This is a genomic window from Micromonospora sp. CNZ296 (assembly GCF_007827635.1).
This window is the reverse complement of sequence record NZ_VISW01000007.1, coordinates 303,231-322,907: the sequence shown is the minus strand read 5'-3', so window position 1 is coordinate 322,907 and position 19,677 is coordinate 303,231. Positions and strand designations below refer to the sequence as shown.

General features: G+C 71.8%; 17 protein-coding genes. 10 read left to right on the top strand and 7 right to left on the bottom strand.

Going from position 1 to position 19,677, the window contains the following annotated elements; genetic code table 11:
- Positions 1-1,098 precede the first annotated feature (1,098 nt).
- Together FB455_RS14950 and FB455_RS14945 are read right to left on the bottom strand one after the other, a co-directional pair.
- Positions 1,099-1,782 carry a response regulator transcription factor gene (locus FB455_RS14950; protein ID WP_030272198.1) on the bottom strand — a complete coding sequence of 228 codons (684 nt, stop codon included), beginning with the start codon at positions 1,780-1,782 and terminating at the stop codon, positions 1,099-1,101.
- Between the two features lie 21 nt (positions 1,783-1,803).
- Positions 1,804-3,096, bottom strand: coding sequence for a sensor histidine kinase (locus tag FB455_RS14945; protein WP_244879688.1), 1,293 nt, complete (start codon positions 3,094-3,096; stop codon positions 1,804-1,806).
- Between the two features lie 200 nt (positions 3,097-3,296).
- Between FB455_RS14945 and phoU the strand changes: the two genes are divergently transcribed.
- Complete coding sequence (gene phoU, locus FB455_RS14940) at positions 3,297-3,941, top strand: phosphate signaling complex protein PhoU (protein ID WP_013288777.1); 645 nt, start codon at positions 3,297-3,299, stop codon at positions 3,939-3,941.
- A 98-nt stretch (positions 3,942-4,039) separates the two neighbouring features.
- Here phoU and FB455_RS14935 read toward each other — a convergent pair whose 3' ends face one another.
- Positions 4,040-4,807, bottom strand: a complete 768-nt coding sequence (locus tag FB455_RS14935) for a phosphoglyceromutase (RefSeq protein WP_013475136.1) — start codon at positions 4,805-4,807, stop codon at positions 4,040-4,042.
- A 151-nt stretch (positions 4,808-4,958) separates the two neighbouring features.
- Here FB455_RS14935 and FB455_RS14930 point away from each other — a divergent pair, with 151 nt between their 5' ends.
- Both FB455_RS14930 and FB455_RS14925 read left to right on the top strand, forming a co-directional pair.
- Positions 4,959-6,284 carry an MDR family MFS transporter gene (locus tag FB455_RS14930; RefSeq protein ID WP_071097640.1) on the top strand — a complete coding sequence of 442 codons (1,326 nt, stop codon included), beginning with the start codon at positions 4,959-4,961 and terminating at the stop codon, positions 6,282-6,284.
- An 80-nt stretch (positions 6,285-6,364) separates the two neighbouring features.
- Positions 6,365-7,615, top strand: a complete 1,251-nt coding sequence (locus FB455_RS14925) for an MFS transporter (RefSeq protein WP_013288780.1) — start codon at positions 6,365-6,367, stop codon at positions 7,613-7,615.
- 390 nt (positions 7,616-8,005) lie between these two features.
- Here FB455_RS14925 and FB455_RS14920 read toward each other — a convergent pair whose 3' ends face one another.
- From FB455_RS14920 to mshA, 3 genes are all read right to left on the bottom strand, one after another.
- A complete protein-coding gene (locus tag FB455_RS14920; RefSeq protein WP_145753732.1) occupies positions 8,006-9,019 on the bottom strand; it encodes a hypothetical protein in 1,014 nt (337 codons plus the stop codon).
- Between the two features lie 77 nt (positions 9,020-9,096).
- A complete protein-coding gene (locus tag FB455_RS14915) occupies positions 9,097-9,630 on the bottom strand; it encodes a type III secretion system chaperone family protein (RefSeq protein WP_013288782.1) in 534 nt (177 codons plus the stop codon).
- Positions 9,631-9,675: 45 nt separating this feature from the next.
- Positions 9,676-11,037, bottom strand: a complete 1,362-nt coding sequence (gene mshA, locus FB455_RS14910) for a D-inositol-3-phosphate glycosyltransferase (protein ID WP_071097637.1) — start codon at positions 11,035-11,037, stop codon at positions 9,676-9,678.
- Between the two features lie 171 nt (positions 11,038-11,208).
- Here mshA and FB455_RS14905 point away from each other — a divergent pair, with 171 nt between their 5' ends.
- Positions 11,209-11,973 (top strand): SDR family NAD(P)-dependent oxidoreductase, encoded by a 765-nt coding sequence (locus FB455_RS14905; protein ID WP_013288784.1) that lies wholly within the window; start codon positions 11,209-11,211, stop codon positions 11,971-11,973.
- Complete coding sequence (locus tag FB455_RS14900; protein ID WP_013475133.1) at positions 11,973-12,755, top strand: hypothetical protein; 783 nt, start codon at positions 11,973-11,975, stop codon at positions 12,753-12,755. Before FB455_RS14905 ends, FB455_RS14900 begins: the two co-directional genes overlap by 1 nt.
- Positions 12,756-13,002: 247 nt before the next feature.
- Here FB455_RS14900 and FB455_RS14890 read toward each other — a convergent pair whose 3' ends face one another.
- The gene (locus FB455_RS14890; protein ID WP_013475132.1) at positions 13,003-14,094 is read right to left on the bottom strand and encodes a UDP-N-acetylmuramate dehydrogenase; all 1,092 of its coding nucleotides are present in this window, start codon (positions 14,092-14,094) and stop codon (positions 13,003-13,005) included.
- Between the two features lie 70 nt (positions 14,095-14,164).
- Between FB455_RS14890 and FB455_RS14885 the strand changes: the two genes are divergently transcribed.
- The 5 genes from FB455_RS14885 (at position 14,165) to FB455_RS14865 (ending at position 19,658) form a co-directional block, all read left to right on the top strand.
- Entirely contained in the window at positions 14,165-14,920 is a 756-nt protein-coding gene (locus tag FB455_RS14885; RefSeq protein WP_013475131.1) for a maleylpyruvate isomerase family mycothiol-dependent enzyme, read from the top strand.
- Positions 14,921-15,096: 176 nt separating this feature from the next.
- A complete protein-coding gene (locus tag FB455_RS14880) occupies positions 15,097-16,404 on the top strand; it encodes an extracellular solute-binding protein (protein WP_013288788.1) in 1,308 nt (435 codons plus the stop codon).
- Positions 16,405-16,474: 70 nt separating this feature from the next.
- Positions 16,475-17,464 carry a carbohydrate ABC transporter permease gene (locus FB455_RS14875; RefSeq protein WP_013288789.1) on the top strand — a complete coding sequence of 330 codons (990 nt, stop codon included), beginning with the start codon at positions 16,475-16,477 and terminating at the stop codon, positions 17,462-17,464.
- Positions 17,461-18,294: a carbohydrate ABC transporter permease gene (locus FB455_RS14870; RefSeq protein WP_013288790.1), complete on the top strand. Its 834-nt coding sequence runs from the start codon at positions 17,461-17,463 to the stop codon at positions 18,292-18,294. Before FB455_RS14875 ends, FB455_RS14870 begins: the two co-directional genes overlap by 4 nt.
- A complete protein-coding gene (locus FB455_RS14865) occupies positions 18,291-19,658 on the top strand; it encodes a GH1 family beta-glucosidase (RefSeq protein ID WP_013288791.1) in 1,368 nt (455 codons plus the stop codon). The genes FB455_RS14870 and FB455_RS14865 overlap by 4 nt, the downstream gene beginning before the upstream one ends.
- Positions 19,659-19,677 lie beyond the last annotated feature (19 nt).

The window sequence follows — 19,677 nt, the reverse complement described above, 5'->3', positions numbered from 1 at the left end:
GCCACCGGTGAAAGCCAGACCAGCAACACCCAGAATGCTCTTACGCAGAATCGTGTTCATCAGAAGTGCTCCATTCGGGGGTCGACACACCCCGCGGGGGAACGGGGATGCGTGGGCACCGTCAGGCGCTCAAGAAAGTCTTCGGGGGATCCGGCTGCTCGCGAGGGCAGGGGGATGCCTCGTCGCGGCGCCGGAAGCATGTCCAACGACCCGCCACCCGCCACCATTCCCGGAGGCTCAACACGCCACCAGAAAGCGGCGCGGGTTCACGTCGTCGGAACCATGTTCAACGACCAGCCGACCAGGATGATTCCCCGCGGCTCACGTCGCCGGAACCTCACTCAACGACCAGCGGCCCCGGGGTGATTCCCAAGGCCTTGCAGATGCCACCCCACTCGCGGGGCGAGCCTCGCTCGGTCGTTCACCCGGTTACAACGCCACCCACCCGCCCGCGATTCCACCCCCAGAGTGCCACCCACCACCCCCAAACCGGACACCCCTCCCGAACCGGCACGAAACTCCCGCGCCCCGCACCTCGCCGCACCCCCGGAGCCCTCCCATCAGCACCACCTGCACCCCCAGCACCGCCAGCACCACTCCACCGGGAGTCGGGATCAGGCGCCGAGCCCAGCGCGATGATCGCCCGGTGGGGGCACCCCGCACGGCAGCCGCCACCCTGCCGCCCGACACGACGCGAGGTTCACGCGCTCGGCCCCACCGTCGATCATGAGGTTAGCGGCGACAAAACGGACACCGACCGCCGCCAAGTTCATGATCGACGCGACCCCGAGACCGGCTCGGGGGCGGGGGTGAAGCGCCGCGCGGCTCGCCTGCGCGATCTTGCAGTTCGAGCCCTTCAGGTGTCCCATTCACGCGGTTTGCCGGGTACCTAAGTGCAAGATCGGCGGGTGGGGCCCCGGGGGGTGGGCAGGTCCTGCCCGGGGATCGGCGGGAGCTGGCCACCGTCCCGCGCCGACCCGGCGATCTTGGAGTTGTGGTGCCTCGCGAAGCGTGCCAAAGCGGGCATGTCGTGGCGCCACAACTCCAAGATCGGCGAGGGTGGGGCGGCGGGATAGGGCGGCCGGGGGGGAAGGGGGATCAGGGCTCGAACTTGTAGCCCAGGCCCCGGACCGTGACGATGTAGCGCGGGGCGGACGGCTCCGGCTCGATCTTGGAGCGCAGCCGCTTCACGTGCACGTCCAGCGTCTTGGTGTCGCCCACGTAGTCGGCGCCCCAGACCCGGTCGATCAACTGCCCCCGGGTGAGCACCCGCCCGGCGTTGCGCAGCAGCAGCTCCAGCAGCTCGAACTCCTTGAGCGGGAGCTGCACCCCAGCGCCGCCGACCGTCACCACGTGCCGTTCGATGTCCATCCGGACCGGGCCGGCGGCGAGCGTCGGCGCGCCCGTCTCGTTCGACTCGGCGCTCTGCCGGCGCAGCACCGCCCGGATGCGGGCGACCAGTTCGCGCGGCGAGTACGGCTTGGTCACGTAGTCGTCGGCGCCGATCTCCAGGCCGACCACCTTGTCGATCTCGCTGTCCCGCGCGGTGACCATGATGATCGGCACGTGCGAGCGCTGGCGGAGCTGCCGGCAGACCTCGGTACCGGACATCTCCGGCAGCATCAGGTCGAGCAGCACGATGTCGGCGCCGGTCCGGTCGAACTCGGTGAGGGCGGCGGGGCCCGTCGCGGCGACGGAGACCTCGAACCCCTCCTTGCGGAGCATGTAGGACAGGGCGTCGGAGAACGACTCCTCGTCCTCGACCACCAGTACGCGGCTCAACGGGTGTTTCCTTTCCTGTGGTCAGACCTGCCGGAGCTCGGCCGGGCCGGCCTCGATCCCAGCGGAGGCGAGTGTCGCCTCCAGGTCGTCCGGGGGGCGTGCGGGCAGCCGGAGAGTGAACGTCGACCCCCCACCAAGGGTGCTCGACACGTCCACCCGGCCGCCATGGTTGCTGGCGATGTGTTTGACGATGGCCAGGCCCAGGCCGGTGCCGCCGGTGGACCGGGAGCGGGCCTGGTCGGCCCGGTAGAAGCGCTCGAAGATCCGGTCGACCTCGTTCGGGGCGATGCCGATGCCCTGGTCGGCCACGGCAATCTCGACGTGTTCCTCGGTGCCGGTGACTGTCACCCGGACCGTGGTGTCCTCGCCGGAGTAGTTGATCGCGTTCTCCACCAGGTTCGCCACAGCGGTGGCGAGTTGGCTGTCACTCCCGTACACGGTCAGGCCCCGCTGCCCACCCACGGCGATCTCCACCCGGCGCGCGGTGGCCGCGGTGCGGGTCCGGTCGACGACCTCGGCGAGCACCCAGTCCACCGAGACCGGCTCGGGCGCGGGCTGCGGTTCGGCGCCCTGGAGGCGGGTCAGTTCCAGCAGCTCCTGCACGAGGCGGCCGAGCCGGGTCGACTCGTGCTGGATCCGCTCGGCGAACCGCCGCGCGGCGACCAGGTCCTCGGACAGGTCGGGCGCGCCGTCGGCGGCCGGTTCGGTGGCGTCGACGAGCGCCTCGGCGAGCAGTTGCAGCGCACCGATCGGCGTCTTCAGCTCGTGGCTGACGTTCGCGACGAAGTCCCGGCGTACCCGCGCGAGACGGTGCGACTCGGTGACGTCGACCGCCTCGATCGAGATGTAGCCGGAGCCCAGTCCCATCGCCCGCAGGTGCACACCGAGCGGGTTGTCCCCGCCGCTGTCGCGGCCCCGGGGCAGGTCCAGCTCTATCTCGCGCCGCACGCCCGTGCGGCGGACCTGCCCGGCGAGGGTACGGATCAACGGGTGCGCCGCGATCGACCCCGGCGTCGCCCCGGTACGGAGCAGTCCCATCGCCCGGGCGGCGGGGTTCACCAGCACCGGAACGTCGTCCGGGCCGAGCACCACCACGCCTGCGCGCAGCGAGTCGATCGTCTTGCGGCCGAGCCCGGATAGGCCCCCCTGCTGGTCGTCCGGAATGGTCGTCCTCCCTGCGTCACGACGGAGGAGCCCGCCGCCCCGCGACGCCCGGCGGCGCCGCCATTCGTCAACGGGTCCGGACAGCAGCGCCCCGGCGACCAGTCCGGTCACCAGTGCTCCGGCCACCACGACGGCCACCGCCCATTCCACCCGGCGATCGTAGGGTCATTGTTAACCCGGGTATCGGGCACAAAGGGACGAACCACCCTCGCTTTCGGCAAAGTTCACCTGTGGGCCCCGCGTCGTTCATCCGCGTTCACCCTGGTGCCGACCGTTCGGCCTAGCGTGGGGCGCGCACCTGCTCCTGCCGTACCCCTCGGGGTGGCGGCCACCGACCCCAGGAAGTGACGATGCGCGACGAGTTCCGGGCCGACCTGCAGATTGTCAGCCAGTTGCTGGTGGACATGGCCGAGGCGGTACGCGCGGCCATGCGGCAGGCCACCAAGGCGCTGCTCACCGCCGACCGGACGGCCGCCGAGACGGTGATCGCGCGGGACGCCGAGATCGACGACCTCTACCGGCACGTGGAGGAGCGGGTCTGTGACCTGCTGGCCCGGCAGGCGCCGGTCGCCTCCGACCTGCGGGCGATGATCACCGCGTTGCACGTGGCAGCCGATCTGGAACGGATGGGCGACCTGGCCGACCACGTGGCGAAGACAGCGCTGCGCCGCCACCCGTCCCCGGCGGTGCCGGCCGAGTTGCGGCCGGTCTTCACCGACATGGCCGGGATCGCCGACCGGATGGCCGAGAAGATCGGCTCGGTGCTGGCCAAGCCGGACGCCGACGTGGCCGCCGAACTGGACAGCGACGACGACGCGATGGACGACCTGCACAAGAGCCTGTTCGGCGTGCTGCTCGGCGACGACTGGCCGTACGGGGTGGAGACGGCGATCGACGCGACGCTGCTGGGTCGCTTCTACGAGCGTTTCGCCGACCACGCGGTGAACGCGGGCGAGCACGTGGTCTACCTGATCACCGGTTCCACGTCCGCCTGACCCTGTGCAAGGAAGGGCCCCTTATTAACGCTGAGTGTTAATAAGGGGCCCTTCCTCTACCGCAGACGTTAAAAAGGGGCCCTTCCTTACACCCAGGCTCAGCGGCCCTGGTTGGCGACCGCGGCGGCGGCAGCCTTCGCCGCGTCCGGGTCCAGGTACGTCCCGCCGAGCACCTGCGGGCGCAGGTCGGCGTCCAGGTCGTAGCGCAGCGGAATGCCGGTGGGGATGTTCAGCTTGGCGATCGCGTCGTCGGAGATCTGGTCGAGGTGCTTGACCAGGGCGCGCAGCGAGTTGCCGTGCGCGGCCACCAGCACCGTCCGGCCGGCCAGGATGTCCGGCACGATCGAGTCGTACCAGTAGGGCAGCATCCGGTCGACGACGTCCTTCAGGCACTCGGTGCGCGGCATCAGCTCGGTCGGCAGCAGCGCGTACCGGGGGTCGCCGACCTGCGACCACTCGTCCGCGTCGTCGATCGGCGGCGGCGGCGTGTCGTACGAGCGGCGCCAGAGCATGAACTGCTCCTCGCCGTACTCGTCGAGGGTCTGCTTCTTGTCCTTGCCCTGCAGGGCGCCGTAGTGGCGTTCGTTGAGCCGCCACGACCGGCGTACCGCGATCCAGTGCCGGTCGGCGGCGTTCAGCGCCAGCTCGGCGGTGCGGATGGCTCGGCGCATCAGGCTCGTGTGCACCACGTCCGGCAGCAGGTCGTGCTCGCGCAGCAGCTCGCCGCCGCGCCGCGCCTCGGTCTCCCCCTTGGTGGTCAGGTCGACGTCGACCCAGCCGGTGAAGAGGTTCTTGGCGTTCCAGTCGCTCTCGCCGTGCCGCAGCAGGACCAGCGTCCCGACGGTGGGCCCCTCGCTCGCAGTCATGCCGATCATCCTGCCGTACGGCGCGGGCGGACACGCGGCGACCTGTGGTGACGACCACCACGTGGAAAACCTGATGACCACGGCTCCGGGCCGGCACTAGGTTGTAAGGCGTCTTAAAGAGGTCGGTCATTACCAAGCGGGGGGCGTCGGGATGCGGACGGTACGGGGCTGGTTCCAGGACACAGCCGGTGGCCTGCCACGGACGTTCTGGTACCTCTGGGCCGGCACGCTGATCAACCGGCTCGGCTCGTTCGTCCTGATCTTCCTGGCCATCTACCTGACCCAGGAACGCGGCTTCTCCGCCTCCCAGGCCGGACTGGTGATCGGCCTCTGGGGCGCCGGCGGCGCGGTCGGCACCACCATCGGCGGCACCCTGACCGACCGCTGGGGACGGCGGCCCACGCTGCTCACCGCGCACGTCGGCGCGGCGGGCATGATGATCGCGCTCGGCTTCGCCCGCCCGCTCTGGGCGGTCGCAGTCGGCGCGCTGCTGCTCGGCGCGTTCGCCGAGGCGGCCCGCCCCGCCTTCGGCGCCATGATGGTCGACGTCGTGCCGGACAAGGACCGGCTGCGCGCCTTCTCGCTGAACTACTGGGCCATCAACCTCGGCTTCGCCTGCGCCGCAGTGCTCGCCGGCTTCGCCGCCCAGGGCAGCTACCTGCTGCTGTTCCTGGTGAACGCGACCACCACACTCGTGACCGCGCTGATCATCTTCGCCAAGGTCGGCGAAACCCGCGGCCCGGTCACCGCTCTCCCGGTCAAGGGGATGCCGGCGCCGGCGGGGGCGCTGCGCACCATCCTCGCCGACCGGGTGTTCCTCGGCTTCGTCGCGCTCAACCTGCTCGCCGCGCTGGTGTTCCTCCAGCACATCTCGATGCTGCCGATCGCGATGGGCGACTCCGGGCTCAGCCCGGCCACGTACGGCTCGGTGATCGCACTGAACGGCGTGCTCATCGTGGTCGGCCAGCTGTTCGTACCCCGGCTCATCAAGGGCCGCAGCCGCTCGCACGTGCTGGCCCTCGCGGCGCTGGTGATGGGCGCCGGGTTCGGGCTCACCGCGTTCGCCGACACGGTCTGGCTCTACGGCCTGACCGTGCTGATCTGGACCGTCGGCGAGATGCTCAACTCGCCGTCCAACGCCACCCTGATCGCCGAGCTGTCCCCGGCCGCGCTGCGCGGGCGCTACCAGGGCGTCTTCTCGCTGTCCTGGCAGCTCGCCGGCGCCGCCGCGCCGATCCTGGGCGGCCTGGTCCGGGAGAACGCCGGCAACAGCACGCTCTGGCTCGGCTGCGCGGGCATCGGCGTCGTGGCGGCGGTCGCCCACCTGATCTCCGGCCCGGCCCGGGAGCGCCGCGCGGTCGCGCTGCGCGCCGTGGGCACGCCCGTCACGCCGGTCACCGTCACCGCCTCCCCGGCGCCCGAGTCGGCCGAGGCCGCTGCGACCGCACCCGCCGCGCCGGTCCGGGCCGGTTCCTGAGTACGCCCCGACGCGGCCGCCCGAAGGCGGGTGGATACGGTACGGGAAGGAATCGGTAAGGAAACTTTCCTGGAGGACGGGTGCGCGGCCTGCGGCGCTGGTGGGACGACACAGCCGGCGGACTACCAGCCACGTTCTGGTACCTCTGGTCCGGTCTGCTGATCAACCGGGCGGGCGCGTTCGCGCTGCTGTTCCTGTCGCTCTACCTGACCGCCGCGCGGGGTGCCCCGCCGTCGCTGGCCGGGCTGGTGGTCGGCGCGTACGGGATCGGCGGCGCGGCCGGGACGCTGCTCGGCGGCGTACTGGCCGACCGGTGGGGACGGCGGGCCACGCTGCTCGCCGCCCACCTCGCCGCCGCCGGGCTGATGGCGGCGCTGGCGTTCAGCACGCACCTGGCGGTGATCGCCGCACTCGCCACGCTGGTCGGAGTGGCGCACTCGATGCCCAGCCCGGCGTTCGTGGCCGCCATCGTGGACGTGGTACCCGAGGCGCGCCGCTCCCGCGCGTTCAACCTGCAGTTCTGGGCGTTCAACCTGGGCATGGCGGTGGCCTCGCTGCTGGCCGGCATCCTCGCCGAGGCGAGCTTCACCGCGCTGTTCCTGGTCGACGCCGGAGCCACGCTGGCCGCGGCGGTGGTGATCGCGCTGAAGGTGCCGGAGACGCTCACCCGGCGGCCCGCGCTCACGCCACGGGCGGTGGTGGGACGCCGTCCCGGGCTGCACACCGCGCTGACCGACCGCACGTTCCTGGTGTTCGTCGGGCTGACGTTCCTGCTGGCCGTGCTGACCATGCAGACCTCCACGATCATGCCGCTGGCGATGCGCGAGGACGGCCTGCGCCCGTCGGCGTACGGGCTGGTGGTGGCGCTCGGCGGGGCGCTCATCGTGGCCGGGCAGTTGTTCGTGCCCCGGCTCATCGAGCCGTACCGGAAGTCGAGCGTGCTGGCCGTCTCCACCGGCCTGATGGCGCTCGGGTTCGGCGCGCTCACAGTGGCCGACGGGCTGCCGCTCTACCTCGGCGCGGCGGTGGTCTGGACGGTCGGGCAGATGCTCGCCGCGCCGCCGAACGCGCAGATCAACGCGGACCTCGCGCCACCCGACCTGCGCGCCCGTTACCAGTCGGTGTTCTACCTGACGTTCCCGGCCGCGTCGTTCGTGGCGCCGGCGCTCGGCGGGCTCAGCCTGGAACACCTGGGCGAGCGGCACTGGCTGGTGGTGGGCGCGCTCGGCCTGCTCGCCGCCGCCGGGCACCTGCTCGCCGGACCGCGCCGGGAGCGGCGGGTCGCCGCGCTGCGGGCAGCGGCGGCGAAACCGGTCGAATCCGTTCGCTGAGGGCTGCTGAGGGCTCGGGGAGACAACGGCAGAGCGCCCACCTCGACCCCCGTCGAGATGGGCGCTCGTACCGTACGCCCGGCGGCGGCGGGCGACACTCACCCCCGTAAGCGTCGCCCGCTCGCGCCGCCGGTTCCACGGGTGGCACCGTCCCCCAACGGCGTGCTCCACCCGATCTTCGCGTCTCGCCTGCGCGGATCTGATCGATCCACCGCTCCCCCGAACGTAAACAAGCGTGACGCGGTGCAATAAAGTTAGTTCGCCCGGATTCCGGATTCAACCCAGATCGCTGTCTTGCCCGTCACAGCGCCCGTGTCGGAAACCCGGCTGTCCGTGTTGTCGTCCCTGGAATGGCAAACACCGGGTTCCCGTCGGCCATTCCCGCAAACCTCAGCCGTCCTCGCGATTCGGGTTCTCGGTCCGGAAGAAGTTGCTCTGCCGGCCGTCCCGCATCTGCTCCTGGTAGATCAGGTTCAGCCGCCGCAGGTCGAACGTGCGGAACCAGTCGTTCCAGGTGATCTCGCGGATCCGGCTGCTCTCCCGGTACCCGGGGATGTTGAACGTCAGCACCCCGGGCCGGCCCTCGCGCTCGGTACCCGCGATGGTGGCGGGCTTCGCACCCCGCGCCCTCGCCCAGCGCTGGATCACCTCGTGGTTACGGGTGACCAGGCTCCGGCCCGGACGCTCCGGCCGGTCCGCGAGGGACGTGATGAGCTGCGACGATCCGATCGACCGGCTGGACGCCGGCCCACGGGTCGGCGCCGCCTGCGCCCGGGCGGACGACGTCTTCCGAGCCGGCGCCGCCTTGGCCCGCGACGGGGCCGCCTTGGCACGCGCCGGAGCGGCCTTCGCCCGAGCCGGAGCCGCCTTCGCGCGAGCCGGGGCGGCCTTGGCACGCGCCGGAGCCGCCTTGGCCCGAGCCGGCGTCGCCTTCGCGCGGGACGAGGCCGTCTTCGCGCGGGACGAGGTCGCCTTCGCGCGGGCGGGCGCCGCCTTGCGCGTACCCGTCGCCTTGGCCCTGGCGCCGGTGGCGCGTGCGGCCGGCGCGGCCTTCGCCGGCGACGTGGCGCTGCGGCGGGCCGACGTGGTCCGCTTCGCCGCCGTGGTCTTCTTGGCGGCGGTGCTCTTGCGGGTCGCCGACGGCCGGCCGGCCGGGCCGGTGCTCCGCCGGGCGGCGCCGCCCTCCCCGCGCATGGTCCGCGCCAGGGTCTTCACCAGTTCCGGCTTCCGCAGCGCGGAGATCCCCGAGACCCCGCGCCGCTTGAGCTGGCTGCGGAGGTCGTCGACCTTCATCCGGGAGATCGCCGACTCCGACACCCTCGGGGTGTTCGGCGTCTGATTGCCGGTTTGCCGCTTGGTCCGGGTCGCAGTCGTGCCGCGACCTGAGCTGTTGCGCTGAGCCATGGGACACGCTCCTCGACAGTCCGTCCTCGGCCCGCGGTGGGTCCCAGTGCTCCGCACCGCGCGGGGCGGCATACCCGTCAGGAGGGCTCCGAACCTCCGGCGGACGATCCGGCAGTGGCGGAGGGCTCGAAGAGGTGCGCGAACGCGGCCAGGTTGGCTGTCGACTCACCGCGCTTGACCCGCCACTCCCACTCCCGGCGGATGGCGGTGCCGAAGCCGATCTCCAGCATGCTGTCGAACGACTCGTCGGCGTACGTCAGCACGGAACCGAGCAGCCGGTCCAGCTCGTCGGCGTCGATCCCGGCCAGGTTGACCCGCCCGGTCAGGTAGACGTCGCCGACCGAGTCGATGGAGAACGAGACGCCGTACATGCGGGCGTTGCGCTGGAGCAGCCAGGCCCACAGCTCCTCGCGGCGCTCGTCGGGCTGCCGCATCACGAACGCCTCGACCCGCAGCGCGTGCTCACCCACGATCAGGTTGCAGATCGTCTTGAGCTTGTGCGTGCCGGGCAGCGTCACCGCGTACGACGCCTCGCCGGTGGACTCCCACTCCAGCTCACGCTCCGCGCAGACGGACTCGATCAGCGCGGCGACCTCACTCCTGCGGCTCATCGCACCCACTCTACGACCGGCGTACCGGGGCCGCCGGGTGGCGGATCACCAGGAGCACAGCAGGGCCGGGTCGCCGCACCGCCGCGCCAGCCGGGCCCGGTGCTCGGTGATCGCCTCCCCGTAGACCGCGAGCAGGCCGGAGGCGGTGCGGTGCCAGGAGAAGTCCCGGGCGTGCCGCTCGGCGCCGCGGCCCAGCGCGGCACGGCGTACCGGATCGGGCAGCAGCCGGGCCAGCGCGCGGGCCCAGTCGACCGGGTCGTGCCCGTCGATGAGCATGCCGCTGACGCCGTCGCGTACCGCGGTCACCAGGCCGCCCACGGCGGCAGCCAGCACCGGCGTGCCGCACGCCTGCGCCTCCAGCGCGACCAGCCCGAACGACTCGTTGTGCGACGGCACCGCGACCAGGTCCGCGGCCCGGTAGAGGGCGGGCAGGTCCGCGCCGGTCTGCGGCGGGAGGAAACGCACCCGGTCGGCGATGCCGAGCGCGTGCGCGAGTTCGATCAGCGCGGTGGGCCGGTCCAGGCCGGTGCCGCTCGGACCGCCGCAGATCACCACGGTCAGCTCGCCGGCCAGCGCCGGATCCCGTTCGCGCAGCGCGGCGGCGGCGCGGACCAGCACGTCCGGCGCCTTCAGCGGCTGGATCCGGCCGACGAACGCGACCACGTACCCGTCGGTCGGCAGGCCGAGCCGGCGGCGCGCGGCCCGGGTCGCGGCGTCCCGGTCGCCCGCGGCGGGACGGAACCGGTCCAGGTCGACGCCGGGCTCCACGACCGCCACCCGGTCCGGCTCGGCCGCGTACCGGTCGAGCAGGTCGCGGGCCTCGACCCGGGTGTTGGCGACCAGCCGGTCCGCCTCGGTGACCACCTGCTCCTCGCCGATCACCCGGGCCTTCGGCTCGGGACGGTCCCCTGCGGCGAGGCGGGCGTTCTTGACCTTGGCGAGCGTGTGCGCGGTGTGCACCAGCGGTACGCCCCAGCGCTCCTTGGCCAGCCAGCCGACCTGACCGGAGAGCCAGTAGTGCGAGTGGATCAGGTCGTAGTGGCCCGGCGGGCGGGCCGCCTCGGCACGCAGCACCCCGGCAGTGAAGGCGCAGAGCTGACCCGGCAGTTCCTCCTTGGTCAGCCCTTCCAGCGGTCCGGCGGTGACGTGCCGGACGGATACGCCGGGTGCCACCTCGACCACCGGGGGCAGGTCACCGGCGGTGGCACGGGTGAAGATCTCCACCTCGACGTCGGCCTCGGCCAGCCGCCGGGCAACCTCCAGGATGTAGACGTTCATGCCGCCCGCGTCACCCGTGCCGGGCTGGTGCAGCGGCGACGTGTGCACCGACAGGGTGGCGATACGGCGGGGCCGCGGCCACGGAAGGGCACCTCGCTGACGACCGACACCGGTGTGCAAATCCGCCACGTCCGCTCCCTCTGTCACGGTTGATGCCGTCCCGCACGACCGGCGCTTCTCGGTCAACCCGTGTGCCGGATGTCATCTTCCCCATCGGGGTACGGAAATGCTTTCCGCCGGGTCCCGGGCGTGACGGACCTCATCCCGCCGCCCGGCCCGGCGACGGGAGACAATGACCGGATGACTTCAGTCGCCATCGTCACCGGGGCGTCCAGCGGGATCGGTGCGGCCACCGCCCGCCGGCTCGCCGCCGAGGGATTCCACGTGCTGGCCGCCGCCCGGCGTACCGACCGGCTGGCCGCGCTCGTGGCGGAGATCGAGGCGGCCGGCGGTGCGGCGACAGCGGTGGCCTGCGACGTGACCTCGGACGAGTCGGTCGCCGGCCTGGCCGCCGCCGCCGAGGCCGCGCCCGGGCCGGTCACGCTGCTGGTGAACAACGCCGGCGGCGCCCGCGGCCTGGACCCGGTCGAGACGGCCGACGTGGGCGACTGGCAATGGATGTACGACGTCAACGTGCTCGGCACGCTACGCGTCACCAAGGCGCTGCTCCCGGCGCTGGAGCGCTCCGGAGCCGGCACGATCGTGATCGTCAGCTCCACCGCCGGGCACGTGGTCTACGAGGGCGGCGGCGGCTACACGGCCGCCAAGCACGCCCAGACCGCCATCGCCGGCACGCTCCGGCTCGAACTGTGCGGCCGCCCGGTCCGGGTGATCGAGATCGACCCCGGCATGGTGAAGACCGAGGAGTTCGGCCTGGTGCGCTTCGGCGGTGACACCGACCGGGCCGAGGCGGTCTACGCCGGAGTCGCCGAACCGCTCGTTGCGGACGACGTGGCCGACTGCGTCGCCTGGTGCGCGACCCGCCCGCACCACGTCAACATCGACCAGCTCGTGGTCCGCCCGCTGGCACAGGCCGCGCAGCACAAGGTGCACCGGACGTCCTAATGGAGCGTCCGCTCGGCGTGGCCACCCGGGGCACGACGAACCCCAACCGGCTCCGGCGGGTGGACAACTGGATCGTCGAGACCTGCGGCGACGCGCTGCGAGCCGCCGCCGACCCGCTCGTGGTGGACCTGGGCTACGGCGCCACCCCGGTCACACCCGTCGAACTGCGGGCCCGTCTCGCGGCCGGGGTCCGCGCCGACGTGCGGGTGGTCGGCCTGGAGATCGATCCGGTACGCGTCGCCGCCGCCCGCCCCGCCGCCGACCCGCCCGGGCTGACGTTCGCCAGGGGCGGCTTCGAGCTGGCCGGACTGCGTCCCGCGCTGGTGCGGGCGTTCAACGTGCTCCGCCAGTACGACGAGAGCGAGGTGGCCGACGCCTGGCACACGGTCACCGGGCGGCTCGCGCCGGGCGGGCTGCTGGTCGAGGGCACCTGCGACGAGCTGGGGCGGCTCGGCTCCTGGGTGCTGCTCGACGCCACCGGCCCGCGCACGCTCACGCTGTCGGCGAAGCTGACCACGCTGGAGAGCCCTGCCACGCTCGCCGAACGGCTGCCGAAGGCGCTGATCCACCGCAACGTTCCGGGTGAACGCGTCCACGACCTGATCGAGGCGCTGGAACAGGCGTGGCGCTCGGCCGCCGGCTACGCCCCGTTCGGTCCTCGGCAACGATGGCTGCGGACGGTCGAGGCGGTGAAGGAGTCAGGCTGGCCGGTCCAGGACACCCCCCGCACGTGGCGCCACGGCTACCTGACGCTCCCCTGGCCCGCCGTAGCCCCCCGCTGACCGCACCGCACCCGCGCTCATCGCCCGCCGCGCCCCCTGGCCGCTGGCAGTCAGCCGCCCTTCCGCGAAGCCCCGCTCTCGGCGAGCCCCGCCGACCCCCCTCCCGGCGTGTTGATCTTGCACTTGCCGCCCGGGTAAACGGGTCAAAACGCCTGCCTCGAGGGCCGGGAGTGCAAGATCGCGGGGGTGAGGCGGGCGGGGCCGCGCGAGGGTGTGCGGGGTGAGGCGGGGCAGGGCGAAGGCGGGGTCAGATGGTGCAGTTGATGAGGACTGGCTCGGGGTGGAGGGTCACGCCGAAGCGAGACTGGACGCCGTCGCGGATCTCGCGGGCCAGCGCCACCAGCGCGGCCGTACTGGCGGTGCCGGAACGGTTCGTGAGCGCCAGCGTGTGCTTGCTGGAGATGGCGACGCCCTCCGGGCCCGCGTACCCCTTGCCGAACCCGGCCTTGTCGATCAGCCACGCCGCGCTGACCTTCACCGCCCCGTCGGCGCCCGGCCAGTTCGGCGGCTCCCCCAGGTCGGCAGCGCGTTCCCGTACCTGCTCGAACACCTCGCCCGGCAGCACCGGGTTGGTGAAGAACGAGCCCACCGACCAGGTGTCCGGGTCGGCCGCGTCCAGCACCATGCCCTTGCCGGCGCGCAGTTTCCGTACGGTGGCGCGGGCGTCGGCGAGCGGCACCCGGTCGCCCACCTCGACGCCGAGCGCCCGGGCCAGTTCGGCGTAGCGGACCGGGCCGGACAGCGGGGACCGGGTGAGCCGGAAGTCGACGGTGAGCACCACCCAGCGGTCGCTGTACTTGAAGATGCTGCCCCGGTAGACGAACCCGCAGTCGGCCGCCGGGATCCGGACCACCCGGCGCTCCGTCCGGTCGTACGCCTCGACTGCGACGATCGTCTCGGCGACCTCCTGGCCGTACGCGCCGACGTTCTGGATCGGGGTCGCGCCGGCCGACCCGGGGATGCCGGAGAGGCACTCCAGCCCGGACCAGCCGCGCTCGACGGTGGCGGCGACGAGGTCGTCCCACGGCTCGCCGGCTTCGACACGTACCGTGACGGTGTCGCCGTCCTCGGCGACGGTCCGGAACCCCCGGGAGCGGACGAGCACGACGGTGCCGGGGAAGCCCTGGTCGCCGATCACGACGTTGCTACCGCCCGCCAGCACCAGCACGGCCTGCTCCCGGGCTTCCGCTTCCTGCACCTTCAGTACGATCTGGGCGGCGTCGCCGGCGATCTCCAGCCGCCCGGCGGGGCCACCGAGCCGGAGCGTGGTGTAGCGCGCCAGGGTGGCCGGATCGGTCGGGTCACCGGCAGTCGCCGGTTCGGCGTAGACGTCTGACACGCCTTTCACCCTAGGCTGAGGGGTAGCCGGAGCACCCACTGGTGGCCCGGTCACCCCCGGGAGGATGGCGATGAGCAGACTGCACCACACGAAGGACTTCTGGATCGGCGCGCTGCGTACGGAGGGCCCCGCCTTCGCCGCGGCGGTGGCTGAGGCGCCGCCCGAGACACCCGTGCTGTCCTGTCCCGGCTGGACCGTCACCGATCTCGCTCATCACCTGACCCGCGCGTACGCCTGGGCGGGCACCGTGCTGACCGCGGGCATCGCGACCCGCCCGGAGCGGCACGACCCGGAGCCGCCGGCGGGCCTGACCGCGGCGCAGTGGTTCACGCAGGAGTACGAGCGGATCAGCGCGCTGCTGGAGGCGACGGACCCGGAGGCGCCGGCCTGGAACTTCGCGCCGCAGCCGAAGAAGGCGGTCTTCTGGCCACGCCGGCTGGCGCACGAGACGGCCGTGCACCGCTGGGACGCCCAGCTCGCGATCGGTGCGGGTGATCCGATCGAGGCGAAGCTCGCGGCCGACGGGGTGAGCGAGGTGCTGGACACCTGGCTGCCGGCGGGACGGCGGATGCATGCCGGGCAGTGGCGCGGCGTGGTGCAGCTGAACGCGACCGATGCCGCGCAGGAGTGGTACCTGCGGTTGCGGGGTGAGGGGGTCGCGCTGCTGGACACCGCGACGATCCTCGACCACGACGACCACCGCGCGCGGGCGCAGGTGGCCGGCACGGCGAGCGATCTGCTGCTGGCGCTGATGGGCCGGATCAGCTTCGACGCGCTGGACGTGGCGGGCGACCGTTCCCTGCTGGGCGGCCTGCGGGTCGGCTGACGACGGGCACCGGACGGAGAGGGGCGACGGTCGCCCCTCTCCTTCTTTTCGGACACCTCTGAGAGCGCTCTCTTGACAAGGTCCACGACCCTCCACCACGCTGTCGTGAGAGCGCTCTCTAAGTTCCGGAACCGCCTTCCACCACCCGTTTCGACGACCCGAGAGGTCAGGACAGCATGCTCACCTTCACGCGCCGCCGCCTGGCGGCGGTGGCCCTGGTGGCCGCCACCGCACTGCTCGGCACCACCGCCTGCGGCGGCGGCGACGATGCCGCCGCCGACGGGCCGATAACACTCACCGTCGACGTCTTCGGCCAGTTCGGTTACGCCGACCTCTACCAGGAGTACATGGCCAGCCACCCCGGCGTGAAGATCGTCGAGCGGGGCACCGGCGGCAACCTCGACGAGTACTCCCCGAAGCTCACCCAGTGGCTCGCCGCGGGCAAGGGCGCCGGTGACGTGGTGGCCATCGAGGAGGGCCTGCTCGTCGAGTACAAGGCCAACCCGCAGAACTTCGTCAACCTGCTCGACCACGGCGCGGCCGACCTGAAGGGCAACTTCCTCGACTGGAAGTGGAACCAGGGGCTCACCGCCGACGGCAAGCAGCTCATCGGCCTCGGCACCGACGTCGGCGGCATGGCGATGTGCTACCGCAAGGACCTGTTCGCCAAGGCCGGCCTGCCCACCGACCGCGACGCCGTGTCCAAGCTCTGGCCCACCTGGCAGGACTACATCAAGGTCGGCGAGCAGTTCACCGCGAAGAAGACGGGCGCCTCGTTCCTGGACGCCGCGACGAACACGTTCAACACGATCCTGCTCCAGACCGCCGGCAACAGCAGCGGCTACAGCTACTACGACACCGGCAACAACCTCGTCGTGGGCAGCAACCCGGCGGTGAAGCAGGCGTACGACACCACGATGGACATCATCGACTCGGGGCTGTCCGGCAAGTACGGCTCCTGGTCCGAGGAGTGGGTGTCGGCGTTCAAGCAGTCGAAGTTCGCCACCATCGCCTGCCCGGCCTGGATGACCGGCGTGATCGAGGGCAACGCCGGCGCCGCCGCCAAGGGCAAGTGGGACATCGCCCAGATCCCCGGCAACGGCGGCAACTGGGGCGGCTCGTTCCTCGCCGTGCCGAAGCAGAGCAAGCACCAGGCCGAGGCGATCGAACTGGCCAAGTTCCTGACCAGCGCCAAGGGTCAGATCGGCGCGTTCAAGGCGAAGGGCCCGCTGCCCTCGTCCCCGCAGGCGCTGGAGGATCCGGCGATCATCGACTCGAAGAACGCCTACTTCTCCGAGGCACCGGTCGGGAAGATCTTCGCCGAGGGCGCCAAGAGCCTGAAGCCGGTCTACATGGGACCGAAGAACCAGGCCGTACGCACCGAGGTCGAGAACGCCGTCCGCAGCGTGGAGCTGGGCAAGCGCTCCCCGGAGCAGGGCTGGACCGACGCGGTCGCCAACGCCGAGAAGGCCGCCGCCAAGTAACCCGAGCAGCGCGTGCGGGCGGCCACCCGGCCACGGGGGCCGCCCGCACGGCGGAAAGGAGTCCCGGGTCATGGCCGTCCAGCTCGACGCCCGCCCGCCGGTCGCACCGGCACCCCGCCCCACCCGTCCCGGCCTGGGCAACCGGCTCAGCCGGATCGACACCAAGTACTCGCCGTACCTGTTCATCGCCCCGTTCTTCCTGTTGTTCGGCGTCTTCGGGGCGTACCCGCTGGCGTACACGTTCTGGGTCTCGCTGCACGACTGGGACCTGCTCGGCGCCGAGCACCCGTTCATCGGCTTCGACAACTACACCCAGCTGCTCGCCGACTCGGACTTCTGGCACTCGGTCGTCAACACGCTGGGCATCTTCGTGATCTCCACGGTCCCCCAGCTGCTCGCAGCGCTCTGGCTGGCCAACCTGCTCAACCGGCAGCTGCGCGCCCGTACCACCTGGCGGATGGCGGTGCTGATCCCGAACGTCACGTCGACCGCCGCCGTGGCGATCGTGTTCGCGGTGCTGTTCGGCCGCGAGTTCGGCATGATCAACTGGCTGCTCGACCACGTCGGGATCAACGCGATCGACTGGAAGGCGAACCGGTTCGCCGCCTGGGTCGCCATCTCCACGATGGTCGACTGGCGCTGGACCGGCTACAACGCGCTGATCTTCCTGGCCGCCATGCAGGCCATCCCCCGCGACCTGTACGAGTCGGCGGCGATCGACGGCGCCGGCCGGGCCCGGCAGTTCTGGTCCATCACGGTGCCGCTGCTCAAGCCGACGATCATCTTCGCGGTCATCATCTCCACCATCGGCGGCCTCCAGCTCTTCACCGAGCCGCGGATGTTCAACTCCGGCACCAACGCGATCCGCGGCGGGCCGCTGCGGGAGTCGCAGACGGTGACCATGTACATGTTCGAGAACGCCTTCGCGCCGCACTACAACTTCGGCTACGGCTCGGCAGTCGCCTGGCTGCTGTTCGCGCTCATCGCTGTGGTCGCGGCGATCAACGTCCTGCTCCTGCGCCGGCTCGGCGGCGGCTCCCGCAAGGAGGTCTCCCGATGACCCGCCTCTGGTCGGCAAGCCGGCTCACCTACCTGGCGCTGACGCTCTCGGCCATCCTGTCGATCTTCCCGATCTACTGGATGTTCGTGGTGGCCAGCCGGACCAGCGACACGATGGGGCAGGTGCCGCCGCCGCTCACGCCCGGCGGCAACCTCGGCGCCAACATCGCCCGGCTGTTCGACAACACCGATGCGTACTTCCTGACCGGCCTGATCAACTCGGCGATCGTGGCCACCACCGTCACGATCTCGGTGGTGTTCTTCTCCACGCTGGCCGGGTTCGCGTTCGCCAAGCTGCGCTTCCGCGGGCGCAACGCGCTGCTGCTGGTCATCGTCGCCACCATGATGGTCCCCACCCAGCTCGGCGTGATCCCTCTCTACCTGCTGATGACGAAGCTGAACTGGAACGACAGGCTGCCCGCCGTGATCGTGCCGGCGCTGGTGACCGGCTTCGGCGTGTTCATGATGCGCCAGTACGCGGGCCAGGCGGTCAGCACCGAGCTGATCGAGGCGGCCCGGATGGACGGCTGCAACACCGCGCGGATCTACTGGAACGTGGTGCTGCCCGCGCTGCGCCCGGCCGCCGCCGTCCTCGGCCTGCTCACGTTCATGACCACCTGGAACGACTTCCTGTGGCCGTACGCAGTGCTGAACGACCCGGAGAACCCGACAGTGCAGCTGTCGCTGCGGGCCCTCTCCGACGGGTACTACCAGGACATGTCGCAGGTGTTCACCGGCACGGCGATCGCCACGCTGCCGCTGCTGCTGGTGTTCGTCGTCTTCGGCCGCCAGATCATCGGCGGCATCATGGAAGGTGCGGTCAAGGCATGAGCAACGTCCGATTCCCGGAGGGCTTCGTCTGGGGCGGGGCCACCGCCGCGTACCAGATCGAGGGCGCCGCACGCGAGGACGGTCGCGGCCCGTCGATCTGGGACACCTTCAGCCGTACGCCGGGCGCGGTGTTTCAGGGCCACACCGGCGACGTGGCCTGCGACCACTACCACCGGTACGCCGAGGACGTCGCGCTGATGGCCGACCTGGGGCTGCGGGCGTACCGGTTCTCGGTGTCCTGGCCCCGCGTGCGGCCGGACGGCACCGGCCCGGTCGAGCCGCGCGGGCTCGACTTCTACGACCGGCTGACCGACGCGCTGCTGGACGCCGGCCTCGACCCGATCGTCACGCTCTACCACTGGGACCTGCCGCAGGCGCTGGAGGACCGGGGCGGCTGGACCGTCCGGGAGACCGCCGAGCACTTCGCCGAGTACGCGCTCGCCGTGCACGGCCGTCTCGGCGACCGGGTGCGCACCTGGACCACGCTCAACGAGCCGTGGTGCTCGGCCTACCTGGGGTACGGCTCGGGCGTGCACGCGCCGGGGCGCCGCGACGCCGGTGACGCGTTCCGGGCCGTACACCATCTGCTGCTCGGCCACGGCCTGGCGGCGCGGGCACTGCGGGCGGCAGGCGCGGAGACGCTCGGGATCACGCTCAACCTGGCCGACGTGCAGCCGGCGGACGCGGGCAGCGCCGCTGACGCCGAGGCGGTCCGGCTGGTCGACGGCCTGCACAACCGGATCTTCCTGGACCCGCTCACCGGCGGCGGCTACCCGGCGGACGTGCTGGCCCACGTCAGCCGGATCGTCGCGCCGGACTTCGTCCGGGACGGGGACGAGAAGCTGATCGCCGCGCCGCTGGACCTGCTCGGGCTGAACTACTACGCGCCCACCTACGTGGCCGGGCGGGCGGACGGCACGGGAGGTGCCGCGTACCCGGGCACCGCCGGGGCGGTCGAGTTCCTGCCGCCGGCCGGGCCGCTGACCGAGATGGGCTGGTCGATCGAGCCGGCCGGGCTGGCCCGGCTGCTGGAACGCGTCGCGGCCGACTATCCCGGGCTACCGTTGATGATCACCGAGAACGGCGGGGCGTTCCCCGACACCGACCTCGACGAGCAGGGCGGGGTGGCCGACGCCGACCGGGTCGCCTACCTCGACGGGCACCTGCGCGCGGCGCACGAAGCCATCGCCCGCGGCGTGGACCTGCGTGGTTATCTCGTATGGTCGGTGCTGGACAACTTCGAATGGGCCGAGGGTTACCGGAAGCGGTTCGGGATCGTCCACGTCGACTACCTGACCCAGCGGCGCACACCCAAGCGCAGTGCCCGCTGGTACCAGGAGGTGATCGCCCGGAACGGGCTGTGACGAGGTGGTGGTTACGGGG

What these genes read in the sequence shown, in the direction of transcription:
- FB455_RS14900 (WP_013475133.1), top strand. Translation starts at nt 11,973, where the DNA reads ATGGAGCGTCCGCTCGGCGTGGCCACCCGGGGCACGACGAACCCCAAC.
- FB455_RS14885 (WP_013475131.1), top strand. Translation starts at nt 14,165, where the DNA reads ATGAGCAGACTGCACCACACGAAGGACTTCTGGATCGGCGCGCTGCGT.
- FB455_RS14870 (WP_013288790.1), top strand. Translation starts at nt 17,461, where the DNA reads ATGACCCGCCTCTGGTCGGCAAGCCGGCTCACCTACCTGGCGCTGACG.
- FB455_RS14905 (WP_013288784.1), top strand. Translation starts at nt 11,209, where the DNA reads ATGACTTCAGTCGCCATCGTCACCGGGGCGTCCAGCGGGATCGGTGCG.
- FB455_RS14880 (WP_013288788.1), top strand. Translation starts at nt 15,097, where the DNA reads ATGCTCACCTTCACGCGCCGCCGCCTGGCGGCGGTGGCCCTGGTGGCC.
- FB455_RS14930 (WP_071097640.1), top strand. Translation starts at nt 4,959, where the DNA reads ATGCGGACGGTACGGGGCTGGTTCCAGGACACAGCCGGTGGCCTGCCA.
- FB455_RS14915 (WP_013288782.1), bottom strand. Translation starts at nt 9,630, where the DNA reads ATGAGCCGCAGGAGTGAGGTCGCCGCGCTGATCGAGTCCGTCTGCGCG.
- FB455_RS14865 (WP_013288791.1), top strand. Translation starts at nt 18,291, where the DNA reads ATGAGCAACGTCCGATTCCCGGAGGGCTTCGTCTGGGGCGGGGCCACC.
- FB455_RS14935 (WP_013475136.1), bottom strand. Translation starts at nt 4,807, where the DNA reads ATGACTGCGAGCGAGGGGCCCACCGTCGGGACGCTGGTCCTGCTGCGG.
- phoU (WP_013288777.1), top strand. Translation starts at nt 3,297, where the DNA reads ATGCGCGACGAGTTCCGGGCCGACCTGCAGATTGTCAGCCAGTTGCTG.
- FB455_RS14920 (WP_145753732.1), bottom strand. Translation starts at nt 9,019, where the DNA reads ATGGCTCAGCGCAACAGCTCAGGTCGCGGCACGACTGCGACCCGGACC.
- FB455_RS14875 (WP_013288789.1), top strand. Translation starts at nt 16,475, where the DNA reads ATGGCCGTCCAGCTCGACGCCCGCCCGCCGGTCGCACCGGCACCCCGC.